We start from the raw sequence: 12,631 nt of genomic DNA on the forward strand, positions 1-12,631 counted from the left end.
AAGGCCGGCTTCAGGCCGCCTGCTTCTCCAGGTCCGCCGACCACTCGCCGGTGGAGGCGAGCCCGTTCATGCGGGCGCGGTGGTTGAAGGCCGCCTGGCCGGCGGCGACGTTCTCCGGCTTGCCGGACCAGGCCCGCTGCGGGGCGGCCTGGAGAGCGCGGCCGTAGGAGAAGGTCATGTGCCAGGGGAAGCCGCCGATCTTGTTCATGGCGTCGAGATGGGCGGTCGCCTCCTCGTCCGACTGGCCGCCGGAGAGATAGGCGATGCCGGGCACCGCCACGGGGACGCAGCGCTCCAGCACCTGGATCGTGCGCTCGGCCACCTCGTCGACGGAGGCCTGCTTCGGCGACTTCTTGCCCGGGACGATCATGTTGGGCTTGAGCACCGTGCCCTCGAGCACGACGCGCATCTCGTAGAGCTCTTGATAGAGCGTCTTGAGCACCCACTCGGTGACCTCGGCGCAGCGCTTGATGTCGTGCCCGCCGTCCATGAGGACCTCGGGCTCGACGATCGGCACGATGTCCGCTTCCTGGCAGATCGCGGCGTAGCGCGCGAGCGCGTGCATGTTCGACTTCACCGCCGTCCAGGTGGGAATGCCGTCGGCGATGTCGATCACCGCGCGCCACTTCGCGAAGCGGGCACCGAGCTCGTAGTATTCCTTCATGCGCTTGGGCAGACCGTCGAGACCCTCGGTGATGGTCTCGCCCGGGCAGCACTGCAGGGGCTTCGCGCCCGCGTCGACCTTGATGCCGGGGATCGAGCCCGCGGCCTTGATCAGGTCGACCATGGACGTGCCGTCCTTGGCCTTCTGGCGAATGGTCTCGTCGTAGAGGATGACGCCCGAGATGCGCTCGCTCATGGCCGGCTCGGTGCGGAACATGAACTCGCGATAGTCGCGGCGGTTCTCCTCGGTGTTCTCGACGTTGATGTCGTCGAAACGCTTCTTGATGGTGGAGTTGCTCTCGTCGGCGGCGAGCAGGCCCTTGCCGGGCTGCACCATCGCGTAGGCGACCTCGGTGAGCTGGTCGATGTTCATCGCGCCCCTTTCCTTTCCATGATGATCGTTACGGTACGGATCTCAGCGACGCAGCGCCTCGACACCCGGCAGGCTCTTGCCCTCGAGCCATTCCAGGAAGGCGCCACCGGCGGTGGAGACGTAGGAGAAGTCCTCCGCCACGCCGGCATGGTTGAGGGCGGAGACGGTGTCGCCGCCGCCCGCGATGGAGACGAGCGCGCCCGCGCGGGTGCGCTCCGCGGCGTAACGCGCGGCTTCCACGGTGCCCTTGTCGAAGGGGGTCTTCTCGAAGGCGCCGAGCGGCCCGTTCCAGACGAGCGTCTTCGCGTCTGCGATGGTGGCGCGCACACGGTCGACCGAGAGCGAGCCGACGTCGAGGATCATGCCCTCGTCGGGGATCGCGTCGACGCCGTACTCGTGGTGCGGCGCGTTGGCCTCGAACTTCTCCGCGACGGTGGCGTCGACGGGGAGCACGATGGCGCAGTTCGTCGTCTTCGCCTTGTCGATGATGCGCAGGGCGGTGGCGGCGAGGTCGCGCTCGGCCAGCGACTTGCCCACCGACACGCCGATGGCGTGGAGAAACGTGTTGGCCATGCCCCCGCCGATGACGAGGCTGTCGACCTTGGAGACGAGGTTCTCGAGGAGATCGAGCTTCGTCGACACCTTGGCGCCGCCGACCACGGCGCAGACCGGCCGCTCCGGATGCTCGAGCGCCTTCGTCAGCGCGTCGAGCTCCGCCTGCATGGCGCGCCCGGCGAAGGCCGGCAGGACGTGGGCGATGCCCTCCGTCGAGGCGTGCGCGCGATGCGCCGCGGAGAAGGCGTCGTTGACGTAGAGGTCGCCGTTCGCTGCGAGCGCACGCGCGAAATCGGCGTCGTTCTTCTCCTCGCCCGCGTGGAAGCGGGTGTTCTCGAGAAGCAGCACGTCGCCGTCGGAGAGGGCGGAGACCGCGGCGCTCGCCTGGTCGCCGACGCAATCCTCGGCGAAGCGGACCTCGCGGCCGAGCGCCTGCGCCAGGGCCGGGACGACGACCTTCAGGCTCTCGCTCTCGACCCGCTTGCCCTTGGGGCGGCCGAAATGCGCGAGCAGGATCACGCGCCCGCCCTTCTCGGCGATCTCGCGGATGGTGGGGACGACGCGGTCGATGCGGGTCGTGTCCGCGACACGGCCGTCCTCGACCGGGACGTTGAGGTCGACGCGCAGAAGCACGCGCTTGCCGCGCGGCTCGGCGTCGTCGAGGGTGCGGAAGGCGCTCATGGCGATCTCCTCCAGGCTACGCGAGGGAACTCGGCGTAGGGGAACTCGGCGGGGGGGGAACACGTGAAACGGGGCCCGGCATCGCCGCCGGGCCCCGCGATCTCGCGTCAGATCAGGCTCGCCATGTGAACCGACGTGTCGGCCATGCGGTTCGAGAAGCCCCACTCGTTGTCGTACCAGGACATCACGCGCACCATCGTGCCCTCGAGCACCTTCGTCTGGTCCATGTGGAAGACGGAGGAATGGGCGTCGTGGTTGAAGTCCGAGGAGACGAGCTTCTCGAACGTGTAGCCGAGAACGCCCTTCATCGGGCCGTCCGCCGCCGCCTGGATGGCGCCGTTGATCTCCTCGATCGTGGTCTGGCGCTTGGCGACGAACTTGAAGTCCACTACCGACACGTTGGGCGTCGGCACGCGGATGGCGACGCCGTCGAGCTTGCCGTTGAGCTCGGGGAGCACAAGGCCCACCGCCTTCGCCGCGCCCGTCGAGGTCGGGATCATCGACAGGGCCGCCGCGCGGGCGCGGTAGAGGTCCTTGTGCATCTGATCGAGCGACGGCTGGTCGTTCGTATAGGAGTGGATCGTCGTCATGAAGCCGTGGTCGATGCCGACCGCGTCGTTGAGCGCCTTCGCGACGGGGGCGAGGCAGTTCGTCGTGCACGACGCGTTGGAGATGACGAGGTGATCCTTCGTCAGCGCCTGATGGTTCACGCCGTAGACGACGGTGAGATCGGCGCCGCTCGCCGGCGCCGAGACGATGACGCGCTTGGCGCCGGCCTCGAGGTGCAGCGCCGCCTTGGCGCGGTCGGTGAAGATGCCCGTGCACTCGAGCGCGATGTCGACGCCCAGCTCCTTGTGCGGCAGCTCCGCCGGGTTCTTCACCGCGGTGACCTTGATCGGACCCGTGCCGACGTCGATCGTGTCGCCGTCGACGGTCACGGTGCCGGGGAAGCGGCCGTGCACCGAATCGTAGCGCAGGAGATGCGCGTTCGTCTCGACCGGGCCGAGGTCGTTGATGGCGACCACCTGGATGTCCGTACGCCCGCTCTCGGCGATGGCGCGCAGGATGTTGCGACCGATCCGCCCGAATCCGTTGATCGCGACCTTCACCGTCATCTCGCGTCTCCTGTTCTTCGTTGCCGCCGGATGGGCGGCTTCATAACGATTCAAACCTCGTTTCCCGCTCGCCCGCCGCGCGCTCTGTGCGCGGCGAGGAGGCACTCGCTCGCGCTCAGCCGTTGTGGCGCGCCGTGATCTTGTCGGCCAGCGCCTGCGCGGTGATGCCGAAATGCTCGTAGAGCTGCTTGTAGGGCGCGCTCGCCCCGAAGCTCTGCATGCCGACGAACACACCGTCGTCCCCGATCACGGCGTCCCAGCCGAAGCGCACTCCGGCCTCGATCGCCGCGCGGATCGGCGCGTCCCCGACGATGCGGGACCGCACGTCCTCCGGCTGCGCCAGGAACAGGTCGAGCGAGGGCGTGGAGACAACGCGCGAGGCGATGCCGCGTTCGGCGAGGAGCGCCTGCGCCGCCAGCGCGATCTCGACCTCGGAGCCGGTGGCGAAGATCGTCGCCTTCGCCGCGCCGCCCTGCGCCGGGGAGAGCTCGTAGGCGCCGGTCTCGCACAGGTTCGCGTCGGAATGCGTGGTGCGCGAGGGCGCGAGGTTCTGACGGGTCAGCGCGAGCACGCTCGGCCCGTCCGTGCGCTCGAGCGCCAGCTGCCAGCACTCGGCGGTCTCCACCGCGTCCGCGGGGCGGAAGACGCGCAGGTTCGGCATCGCGCGCAGCGCCGCCAGATGCTCGACCGGCTGGTGCGTCGGGCCGTCCTCGCCGAGTCCGATGGAATCGTGCGTCATCACGTAGATCGCCGGGATGCCGGCGAGCGCCGCGATGCGCATGGAGGGACGCGCGTAGTCGGTGAAGACGAGGAAGGTCGCGCCCGCCGGGCGGAAGCCGCCGTGCAGCGCGATGCCGTTCATCGCCGCCGCCATGCCGTGCTCGCGGATGCCGTAATGCACGTAGCGGCCGGCGAAGTCGCCCGGCTTCACCGGCACGGACGTCTTCACCTTGACGTTGTTCGACGGCGTCAGGTCGGCGGAGCCGGCGACGAGCTCGGGCACCGCGGGTGCGATGGCGTTGAGCACCGCCTCGCTCGCCTTGCGCGTCGCGGCGGCGGCCGGGCTCTCGACCAGCGCGCGCTTGTGGGCGGCGATGGCCTCGCCCAATGCCTTCGGCGGGATGCCGGCGAGGCGCCGCTCGAGATCCGCACGCGTCTCGGCCGGCAGCGCCTGGAAGCGCTGCTCCCACGCCTTGCGCGCGGAGCGGCCCTTGCGACCGGCCTTCTCCCAGGCCTTCTTGATCGCGGCGGGGATCTCGAAGGGCGCGTAGCCCCAGCCCAGCGCCTGCTTGGCGCCGGCGAGCTCCTCGGCGCCCAGCGGCTCGCCGTGCGCCTTCGACGTGCCGGCGCGGGTGGGCGCGCCGAAGCCGATCGTGGTCTTGCAGGCGATCATGGTGGGCCGGTCGGACTTCTTCGCCCGCGAGAGGGCGCGCGCGAGCGCCGCCTGGTCGTGGCCGTCCACGCGGATCGTGCGCCAGCCGCAGGCCTCGAAGCGCTTGCACTGGTCCGTCGTGTCCGAAAGCGACAGCGGCCCGTCGATGGAGATGCCGTTGTCGTCCCACAGGACCACGAGCTTGTTCAGCTTCAGGTTCCCGGCGAAGGCGATGGCCTCGTGGGAGATGCCCTCCATCAGGTCGCCGTCGGAGGCCAGCACCCAGGTGTGGTGGTCGACGATGTCGTCGCCGTACTCGGCGGCGAGCATGCGCTCGGCGAGCGCCATGCCCACCGCGGTGGCGATGCCTTGGCCGAGCGGCCCCGTCGTCGTCTCGACGCCGGGGGTGACGAAGTTCTCGGGATGGCCGGGGGTCTTGGAGTGGAGCTGGCGGAAGTTCTTCAGCTCCTCGATGGTCATGCCCTCGACGCCCGTCAGGTGCAGGATGGCGTAGAGCAGCATCGAGCCGTGGCCGGCGGAGAACACGAACCGGTCGCGATCCGCCCAGGTCGGATCGGCGGAATCGTACTTCATGAACCTCGTGAACAGGACGGTGGCGATGTCCGCCGCGCCCATCGGCAGGCCGGGATGCCCGGACTTGGCCTTCTCCACCGCGTCCATGGCCAGCGCGCGGATGGCGTTGGCGAGGTCGGACGGGGTCGGGGCCGCCTCGGCGGCGGTCGCGGCGCGGGCCGGGTCGAGCTGTTCGTTCACTAGGTCGGGTCCGTGGCTCGTGGGGCGGCCCCGTCGACGGGGCCAAGCGAGGTCGCGCGCTGATTAGCATGGTGCGGCTGCGAGTCAAAGCCGCCCCCGCGACTTTCGTCGCATTTCGGAACCGTATCGCCCGAGCGTTGCATATGGCACACGGTGAGACCGGCGCCTCGCCGGCAGACGACGGGCCCCGCCCCTCGCTCGCTTCGCGAGCCCCCCGCCCTCGCGGGGCGGGTCCTCGCCACGACCAATCCCCCGAACGCGAAAAGGCCACCGAACGCGAAAAGGCGCCCCGGAGGACGCCTTCCACGAAAAAACGGATCGTCGCGAACCCGGGCCGCTCGTCGCGGCCCGCGCGGCTCACTTGATCTTGGTTTCCTTGAACTCGACGTGCTTCTTCGCCACGGGGTCGTACTTCCGCTGAGACATCTTCTCGGTCATCGTGCGGGTGTTCTTCTTGGTGACGTAGAAGAAGCCGGTGTCGGCGGTCGACAGCAGCTTGACCTTGATGGTGACGGCCTTGGCCATGGGTTCGTCCTCTGAGCCTCGTCGCGGCCGAAGGGGGCGCGCACGCCCGCGTCCTGAGCCGCCAAAACCGATGAGGCCGGGCGAGCCCGGCCGGAAGTCGCTCGCATATGCGCGATCGGGCGCCGCGCGTCAAGGCCGGATCGCGCCGGCCCTCCGGTTCTCTCCGATGCGATCAGTCGAACAGGCTGTCGATGTCGTCCTGCGAGACGTGCCCGGCGTCCTCCTCGAGCTTCGGCCCGTTGAGCAGCGCCTTCTCGTCGTCCACCGCCGGCGCGATGGCCTCGTGCTGGATCAGCTCCTGGAAGGCGTCGAGCCCGCCCCAGACGTCGATCATCTTGTCGAGGCGCTCCTCGACGAACTTGAGCACGTTGACGATCTTGGTGATGCGCTGGCCGGTCAGGTCCTGGAAGTTGCAGGCCTCGTACATGGAGACCACGCGGTCGAGGATCGCCCCGATCTCGTCGCTGGCGCCGCTGCCGCCCGACGCCCGCAGCATGTTGGCGTGGGCCTCGATGTCCTCGAGGCCCGACAGGATGGAGCCCGTCGCCTCCTCGGTGGCGGAGACGACCGCGTCGAGCTCGCCGGCGACCCGGCGCATGCCCTTGCCCTCCTCATCCGACTTGTAGAGCGAGGCGATCTCGCGCTTGGTCTGCGTGATCGCCGCCTTCATCAGGTCGATCTCCTGACGCAGCGCGTAGACCTCGGTGATCTCCTTGCGATAGGCGTCGATCACGTCCGAGGCGAGCCTCTGCGACGGGTCGAGGAACTGCCGCAATTCGCCGATGGCCTCGATGATGTGCGCGAGGCGCGGATCGGAGCACCCCGGCCCGCCTCCGACGGCGGGCGCCGCGCAGCCGCCCCCGCCGTTCAGCACCGGCGGCACGGTGATCGGCTCGTGCCGGAGTGTTTCCTCGATGCGGTAGCGCTTTTGGGAGAAGGACATCGGTCGCCGACGCTGCTCTGGTGGAGGGGATCGACCGCAGGATTATTCGGCAAGGTTTAGGATAACGTGAACGACGGGCGATGCGCGGGACATCGGGATGCGCACTCCCGTTCACCACGTTCCTGGAGGCTAGCTTAAGGTTAAGCCCAACGAGATCGCGTGCATCCACGAACAATCAAGCGTTCGAAGCCTTGGCTCTGGCCGTGGGCGGGGGCCTCGGGCCGTCCGCCGGGGACAGGACAGGGAGACGAAGACCATGTTCGGACAGGTCACGCGGCGCCTGCGGGAGGGCGCCCTCCTCGCCGCGCTCGCCGTCGCGCTGGCGCTCGGCGCGCCCGCGCCGCAAGCACAGGCGCAGGATCTCGGCGGCGGCTTCATCGAGCTTCTCTTGACGGGGCGCGATCCCACGCCCCAACGCGCCGCGGCGGGCGTTCGCTACGCCGCGCCGCCGCCGGCGGCCGGTGGGCATGCCCGCGCCGCTCCGCCCGTCGAGACCCGCCGCGCCGCGCCGGCACCCCGTCGCGAGGCGCCCCGGCTCGCGGCGGTGACGCCCGGCGGTGGCGCCGTCGCCGACGTCTATCGTCGCCAGACCGTCTCCTACGACGGCCCGCACGCGCCGGGCACCGTCGTGGTGGACACGCGCAACAAGTTCCTCTTCCTCGTGCAGGAGGGCGGCACGGCTCTGCGCTACGGCGTCGGCGTCGGCCGTGAGGGATTCTCCTGGCGCGGCACGGAGCGCATCACCCGCAAGGCACAATGGCCCGATTGGCGCCCGCCCGCCGCGATGCGCCGTCGCCAGCCGGAGCTTCCCGCCTTCATGCCCGGCGGCCCCTCGAACCCGCTCGGCGCCCGCGCGCTCTATCTCGGCAATACGCTCTATCGCATCCACGGCACGAACGAGCCCGGCTCCATCGGCCGCGCCATGTCGTCGGGCTGCATCCGCATGATGAACGACGACGTCATCGACCTGTACCAGCGGGTGCGGGTGGGGACCCGGGTGGTGGTGCTGTGATCGTGTGAGATCGGGTGCGCCGGTCCGAAGCGGGCGGCGTGCCAAAAGCCAATTTGTATGAAAGCGCCCGCGACGCCCTCGTCGCGGGCGCTTTCGCATGGGTGCTGAGCAGAGCGGCGCGGATCCGGGCCGGCCGGTCCCCGCCCGTTCCGAAGCGGCCTCGGCGCATGGTGCACCACACGTATTGCGCGGTTTTGCACAGGCCGTGGCACGCGGAGAAACCAATTGTTCACGGCCGGGCTCCGAATGTCTGCTCACCTTTCTTTACGTAAGCGAGATCGCAGATGCGAAGAGTTCGTGCGTTCGGCCTGCAAGCCGTCATCACGGTGACCGTGGCCGCCATGGCGCTCCTCTCGAGCGCGGCCGTCGGCTTCATCGCCTATCGCAGCGCCCACGCGGCCCTCACGGAAGCGAGCCGAGAGCGGCTGGCCTTGATCTCGACCTCGCGTGCCGCCGCTTTGCAGACCGCCCTCGACGCCACCGTGCGCGACATCGAGGCGCTCTCGGCCAACGTCGTCGTGCGCTCTGCGCTGGGCGAGCTCAAGGACGCCTACTTCCTCAATCCCCAGGAGCGCGAGCGCTTCATCGCCTATTTCACCACGCCCGAGACCGTCGAGGAGCGCATGGCGCTCACCGGCCAGGGCGAGCGCACGCTCTACGCCTGGCGGCACGAGGGCGTGCACACGTCGTTTCGCGCCATCATGGCCGATCGCGGCTATGCGGACATCCTGGTGCTGACGCCCGAGGGCGACGTCGTCTACTCCGCGGCGAAGCACGGCGACTTCGCCGGCAACGTCGCCGACGAGGCGCTCGCGACCACGGGCCTCGCGCTCGCCCACGCGGAGGCGATGGCGCGTGCGCAGGCCGTCGACGGCCTCTTCACGGCCCGTACCGCGGCCGTGGACTTCGCGCCCTATTCGCCGGCGGGCGGCGAGCCCTCCGCCTTCCTCGCCCGCGCGGTGGTCTCGCCGGACGGCATGGTCGTCGAGGGCGTTCTCGTCTACCGGATCGCGGCGCGGAGCCTCGGCACGGTCGTCGCCGACCGCACGGGTCTCGGCGAGACCGGAGAGAGCTACATCGTCGGCGCGGACGGGCTGCTTCGCTCACAGCGTCCGCTTTCGAGCGAGCCCTCGATCCTCGCCCCGCTCGGCCGCCCGGCCGTGATCGAGGCGGCCACCGGCGGCTTCGACTACGTGGAGGGCGGCGAGGAGCGCTTCGCCGACAAGCGGCCGCTCGACCTCCTCGACGTGCCGCTCTCGCTCGTCACCGAGCAGGAGGCGGACGAGGCGCTCGCCCGCGTGACGCAGACGCGAAACGGCATCCTCGTCGCGACGCTCGCCCTGCTCGGCGGCGCCCTCGTCCTCGCGCTCCTCATCGGGCGCTCCATCGCCAAGCCCATCGCCTCCCTCGCGGCGGCGCTGCGCGCCATCGCCGACGGCAGCGAGACGGGCGGCGAGGGCCGGATCGTCGGCGACGATCGCCGCGACGAGATCGGCGAGATCGCCCGCGCGGTCGCCGGCATCCGCGACCGCGTCCAGGCCGACGCCGCCGCCCGCGAGGAAGAGGAGCGCGAGGCCCGCGCCCGCGAGGACGAAGCCCGCAAGCGCGCCATGCGCGCCCTCGCCTCGGATCTCGAGCAGGCCGTGGGCGAGGCGCTGCGCACACTCGGCGGCGAGGCGGAGGCCCTCTCGGCCGCCTCGCAGGACATGGCCCGCCTCGCCGAGAGCGCGCGCGGCGGCTCCGAGCGCGTGGCGGGCGCGGCCGGCGCGGCCGGCGGCTCGGTGCGCGACGTCGCGGTCTCGGCCGAGCAGCTCTCGAACTCCATCGCCGAGATCGCCGGGCTCATCAGCCGCTCGGCCTCGGTCACCAACGAGACCAACGACCACGCCGCCTCCACGAGCGAGGTCGTCGCCTCGCTGGAAGAGAACGCCCAGCGCATCGGCGAGATCGTCACCATGATCGACTCGGTGGCGGAGCAGACGAACCTGCTCGCGCTCAACGCGACCATCGAGGCCGCCCGCGCCGGCGCCGCCGGCAAGGGCTTCGCCGTCGTCGCCGCGGAGGTGAAGTCCCTCGCCTCGCAGACGGCGAAGGCGACGGAGGAGATCTCGAGCCAGATCGCCTCCATGCGCGACGCCACCCGCAACGCGGTGGGCGCCGTCGCCTCCATCAAGACCCGGGTGGCGGAGATCGCCACCGCCATGACCTCGGTGGCGAGCGCCATCGAGGAGCAGTCGGCGGCGACGCAGACCATCGCCGCGAGCGCGGAGGGCGCGCGCGAGGGCGCCGCCGGCGTCAGCGAGGGCATCGAGGAGGTCCGCACCGTGGTGGTCTCCACCGACGAGGCGGCCGAGCGCGTGGTGCGCGCCACGGGCGTCGTGCGCGAGCAGACGACGCTCCTCGACCAGCGCATCCGCCGCTTCCTCGACGAGGTCGCCGCGGCCTGATCCGCGCGGCTCCGACGGGCGCGGCGACGGCGCCCGCCTGCGGACTTTCGTCCTGACGTGGCGCCGCGCGCCGTTGACGCGCGCGGCGCACGAACTAAAGGTTCGCGCTCCCGTTCCCGCGGAGGCCTTCCCCGCACCCCTGAGGAGAGAGCGCGCGATGACCGTTTGGCCCGTGCATGGCGAGATCACCGGCCCGATCGTGATGATCGGCTTCGGCTCGATCGGCAAGGGGACGCTACCCCTGATCGAGCGGCACTTCACCTTCGACAAGGAGCGCTTCACCGTCGTCGACCCGAACGACGCGGACCGCGCGCTGCTCGACGATCGCGGCATCGCCTTCGTCCACGCCGAGGTCACCCGCGAGAATTATCGCGAGCTGCTCACGCCGCTGCTGACCAAGGGCGGCGGACAGGGCTTTTGCGTGAACCTCTCCGTCGACACCTCCTCGCTCGACCTGATGCGGCTGTGCCGCGAGCTGGGCGCCCTCTACATCGACACCGTGGTCGAGCCGTGGAAGGGCTTCTATTTCGACAAGGACGCCGGCCCTGAGGCGCGCACCAACTACGCCCTGCGCGAGACGGTGCTCGCCGAGCGCCGCGCCAATCCCGGCGGCACGACGGCCGTCTCCTGCTGCGGCGCCAATCCGGGCATGGTCTCCTGGTTCGTGAAGCAGGCGCTCGTCAACGTCGCAACCGATCTCGGCATCGCCTTCGAGAAGCCCGCCTCCCGCGAGGCCTGGGCCGCGCTGATGCGCGAGGCGGGCGTCAAGGGCATCCACATCGCCGAGCGCGACACCCAGCGCGCCCGCGATCCCAAGCCCCAGGGCGTGTTCATCAACACCTGGTCCGTCGAGGGCTTCGTCTCCGAGGGCCTGCAGCCGGCGGAGCTCGGCTGGGGCACGCACGAGACCTGGAAGCCCGACAACGCCCGCTCCCACGAGACGGGCTGCGGCGCGGCGATCTACCTGCTCCAGCCGGGCGCGAACACCCGCGTGCGCTCCTGGACGCCGACCGCCCAGGCGCAATACGGCTTCCTCGTCACCCACAACGAGTCGATCTCGATCGCGGACTACTTCACCGTCCGCGAGGGCGAGGCCGTCGCCTACCGTCCCACCTGCCATTACGCCTACCATCCGGCCAACGACGCCGTGCTCTCGCTGCACGAGATGTTCGGCGCCGGCGGCGTGGCGCAGGAGACCTTCCACATCCTCGACGAGCACGAGATCGTGGACGGCATCGACGAGCTCGGCGTGCTGCTCTACGGCCACGGCAAGAACGCCTACTGGTACGGCTCGCAGCTCTCCATCGAGGAGACGCGGCGCATCGCCCCCTATCAGAACGCGACGGGCCTGCAGGTGACCTCCGCAGTCCTCGCCGGCATGGTCTGGGCGCTGGAGAACCCGCAGGCCGGCATCGTCGAGGCGGACGAAATGGACTACGAGCGCTGCCTCGCGGTGCAGACGCCCTATCTCGGGCCGGTCGTGGGCGTCTATACGGACTGGACCCCGCTCGACGGCCGCCCGGGCCTCTTCCCCGAGGACATCGACACGACCGACCCCTGGCTCTTCCGCAACATCCTCGTGCGCTGACGCGCGCGCGACATATCCCCCGCGAGGCCACTGCCGGCGGGATGACACGGCCCGGGTCCGCGCCCATATTCGAGGGAGCGGACCCGGAGCCCGACGCGGATGCCCCATTTCGACCCTCACTACGCGGACAAGCTGCGCGGCTCTCACGGGCTCGCCCAGGCCGACACGGTGCTCGACCTGCGCGGCGTCGCCCGCCCCGCCGCGGAGGCCTCTCTCGCCGAGCTGATCGAGCGCTCGCGTTTCGGGGAGGCGATCTCGGTCGCCGTGCGGATCGCGGCGCCCATCCCCGGCGCCGGGGAGACCTTGTTCCAGCCCGTGGGCCGCACGCTGCTCGAGGCCAGGCGCAAGGGGCACGTGGCGAGCCTCTCGCCGCTTCCCGCGCAGGACGGGCTCGGGTTCTTCGTGCGCCTCGCCGGGCGCGGCGCCAAGGAGCGCGAGGCGTGAGAGGAGCGCGAGGCCCGAGAGGTGCGTGAGGCCCGGGACGCTCTTGCAAACCGGCCCGTCGTGCTGTATCGACCCGCCTTCGCCCGCAATCCGTGAAACCGGCGCGCCCCGCCGGCCAGCCCATCGGAAGGAGCCGCCC

10 protein-coding genes are annotated in these 12,631 nt (G+C 70.5%); 4 read left to right on the forward strand and 6 right to left on the reverse strand.

Annotated features, from left to right (window positions below):
- Nucleotides 1–10: 10 nt before the first annotated feature.
- The 6 genes from IEX89_RS06325 to IEX89_RS06350 all read right to left on the reverse strand — a co-directional run bounded on the left by IEX89_RS06325 (nt 11) and on the right by IEX89_RS06350 (nt 7,001).
- Nucleotides 11–1,036, reverse strand: coding sequence for a class I fructose-bisphosphate aldolase (locus IEX89_RS06325; protein ID WP_188910785.1), 1,026 nt, complete (start codon nt 1,034–1,036; stop codon nt 11–13).
- Nucleotides 1,037–1,078: 42 nt separating this feature from the next.
- Nucleotides 1,079–2,272: a phosphoglycerate kinase gene (locus IEX89_RS06330; protein ID WP_188910787.1), complete on the reverse strand. Its 1,194-nt coding sequence runs from the start codon at nt 2,270–2,272 to the stop codon at nt 1,079–1,081.
- A 107-nt stretch (nt 2,273–2,379) separates the two neighbouring features.
- The gene (gene gap / locus IEX89_RS06335) at nt 2,380–3,387 is read right to left on the reverse strand and encodes a type I glyceraldehyde-3-phosphate dehydrogenase (protein ID WP_188910789.1); all 1,008 of its coding nucleotides are present in this window, start codon (nt 3,385–3,387) and stop codon (nt 2,380–2,382) included.
- Nucleotides 3,388–3,502: 115 nt separating this feature from the next.
- Nucleotides 3,503–5,533 (reverse strand): transketolase, encoded by a 2,031-nt coding sequence (gene tkt, locus IEX89_RS06340; protein WP_188910791.1) that lies wholly within the window; start codon nt 5,531–5,533, stop codon nt 3,503–3,505.
- Between the two features lie 357 nt (nt 5,534–5,890).
- Nucleotides 5,891–6,058 (reverse strand): 50S ribosomal protein L33, encoded by a 168-nt coding sequence (gene rpmG / locus IEX89_RS06345; RefSeq protein WP_188910794.1) that lies wholly within the window; start codon nt 6,056–6,058, stop codon nt 5,891–5,893.
- A 172-nt stretch (nt 6,059–6,230) separates the two neighbouring features.
- Nucleotides 6,231–7,001, reverse strand: coding sequence for a protein phosphatase CheZ (locus IEX89_RS06350; protein WP_188910796.1), 771 nt, complete (start codon nt 6,999–7,001; stop codon nt 6,231–6,233).
- Nucleotides 7,002–7,257: 256 nt separating this feature from the next.
- On the opposite strand from IEX89_RS06350, the gene IEX89_RS06355 reads away from it, so the two are divergent.
- The 4 genes from IEX89_RS06355 to IEX89_RS06370 all read left to right on the forward strand — a co-directional run bounded on the left by IEX89_RS06355 (nt 7,258) and on the right by IEX89_RS06370 (nt 12,492).
- Entirely contained in the window at nt 7,258–8,013 is a 756-nt protein-coding gene (locus tag IEX89_RS06355; RefSeq protein WP_188910798.1) for a L,D-transpeptidase, read from the forward strand.
- A 284-nt stretch (nt 8,014–8,297) separates the two neighbouring features.
- Nucleotides 8,298–10,460 (forward strand): methyl-accepting chemotaxis protein, encoded by a 2,163-nt coding sequence (locus IEX89_RS06360; protein WP_188910800.1) that lies wholly within the window; start codon nt 8,298–8,300, stop codon nt 10,458–10,460.
- 157 nt (nt 10,461–10,617) lie between these two features.
- Complete coding sequence (locus IEX89_RS06365) at nt 10,618–12,048, forward strand: homospermidine synthase (RefSeq protein ID WP_188910802.1); 1,431 nt, start codon at nt 10,618–10,620, stop codon at nt 12,046–12,048.
- 99 nt (nt 12,049–12,147) lie between these two features.
- Nucleotides 12,148–12,492 (forward strand): hypothetical protein, encoded by a 345-nt coding sequence (locus IEX89_RS06370; RefSeq protein ID WP_188910804.1) that lies wholly within the window; start codon nt 12,148–12,150, stop codon nt 12,490–12,492.
- The last annotated feature ends 139 nt before the right edge of the window (nt 12,493–12,631 follow it).

The sequence above is a fragment of the Salinarimonas ramus genome (assembly GCF_014645695.1).
Lineage (GTDB): Bacteria > Pseudomonadota > Alphaproteobacteria > Rhizobiales > Beijerinckiaceae > Salinarimonas > Salinarimonas ramus.

Excerpts from the sequence above, each read along its gene's own strand:
- IEX89_RS06360 (WP_188910800.1), top strand. The coding sequence starts at position 8,298 with ATGCGAAGAGTTCGTGCGTTCGGCCTGCAAGCCGTCATCACGGTGACC.
- IEX89_RS06325 (WP_188910785.1), bottom strand. The coding sequence starts at position 1,036 with ATGAACATCGACCAGCTCACCGAGGTCGCCTACGCGATGGTGCAGCCC.
- IEX89_RS06330 (WP_188910787.1), bottom strand. The coding sequence starts at position 2,272 with ATGAGCGCCTTCCGCACCCTCGACGACGCCGAGCCGCGCGGCAAGCGC.
- IEX89_RS06355 (WP_188910798.1), top strand. The coding sequence starts at position 7,258 with ATGTTCGGACAGGTCACGCGGCGCCTGCGGGAGGGCGCCCTCCTCGCC.
- IEX89_RS06350 (WP_188910796.1), bottom strand. The coding sequence starts at position 7,001 with ATGTCCTTCTCCCAAAAGCGCTACCGCATCGAGGAAACACTCCGGCAC.
- rpmG (WP_188910794.1), bottom strand. The coding sequence starts at position 6,058 with ATGGCCAAGGCCGTCACCATCAAGGTCAAGCTGCTGTCGACCGCCGAC.
- IEX89_RS06365 (WP_188910802.1), top strand. The coding sequence starts at position 10,618 with ATGACCGTTTGGCCCGTGCATGGCGAGATCACCGGCCCGATCGTGATG.
- IEX89_RS06370 (WP_188910804.1), top strand. The coding sequence starts at position 12,148 with ATGCCCCATTTCGACCCTCACTACGCGGACAAGCTGCGCGGCTCTCAC.
- gap (WP_188910789.1), bottom strand. The coding sequence starts at position 3,387 with ATGACGGTGAAGGTCGCGATCAACGGATTCGGGCGGATCGGTCGCAAC.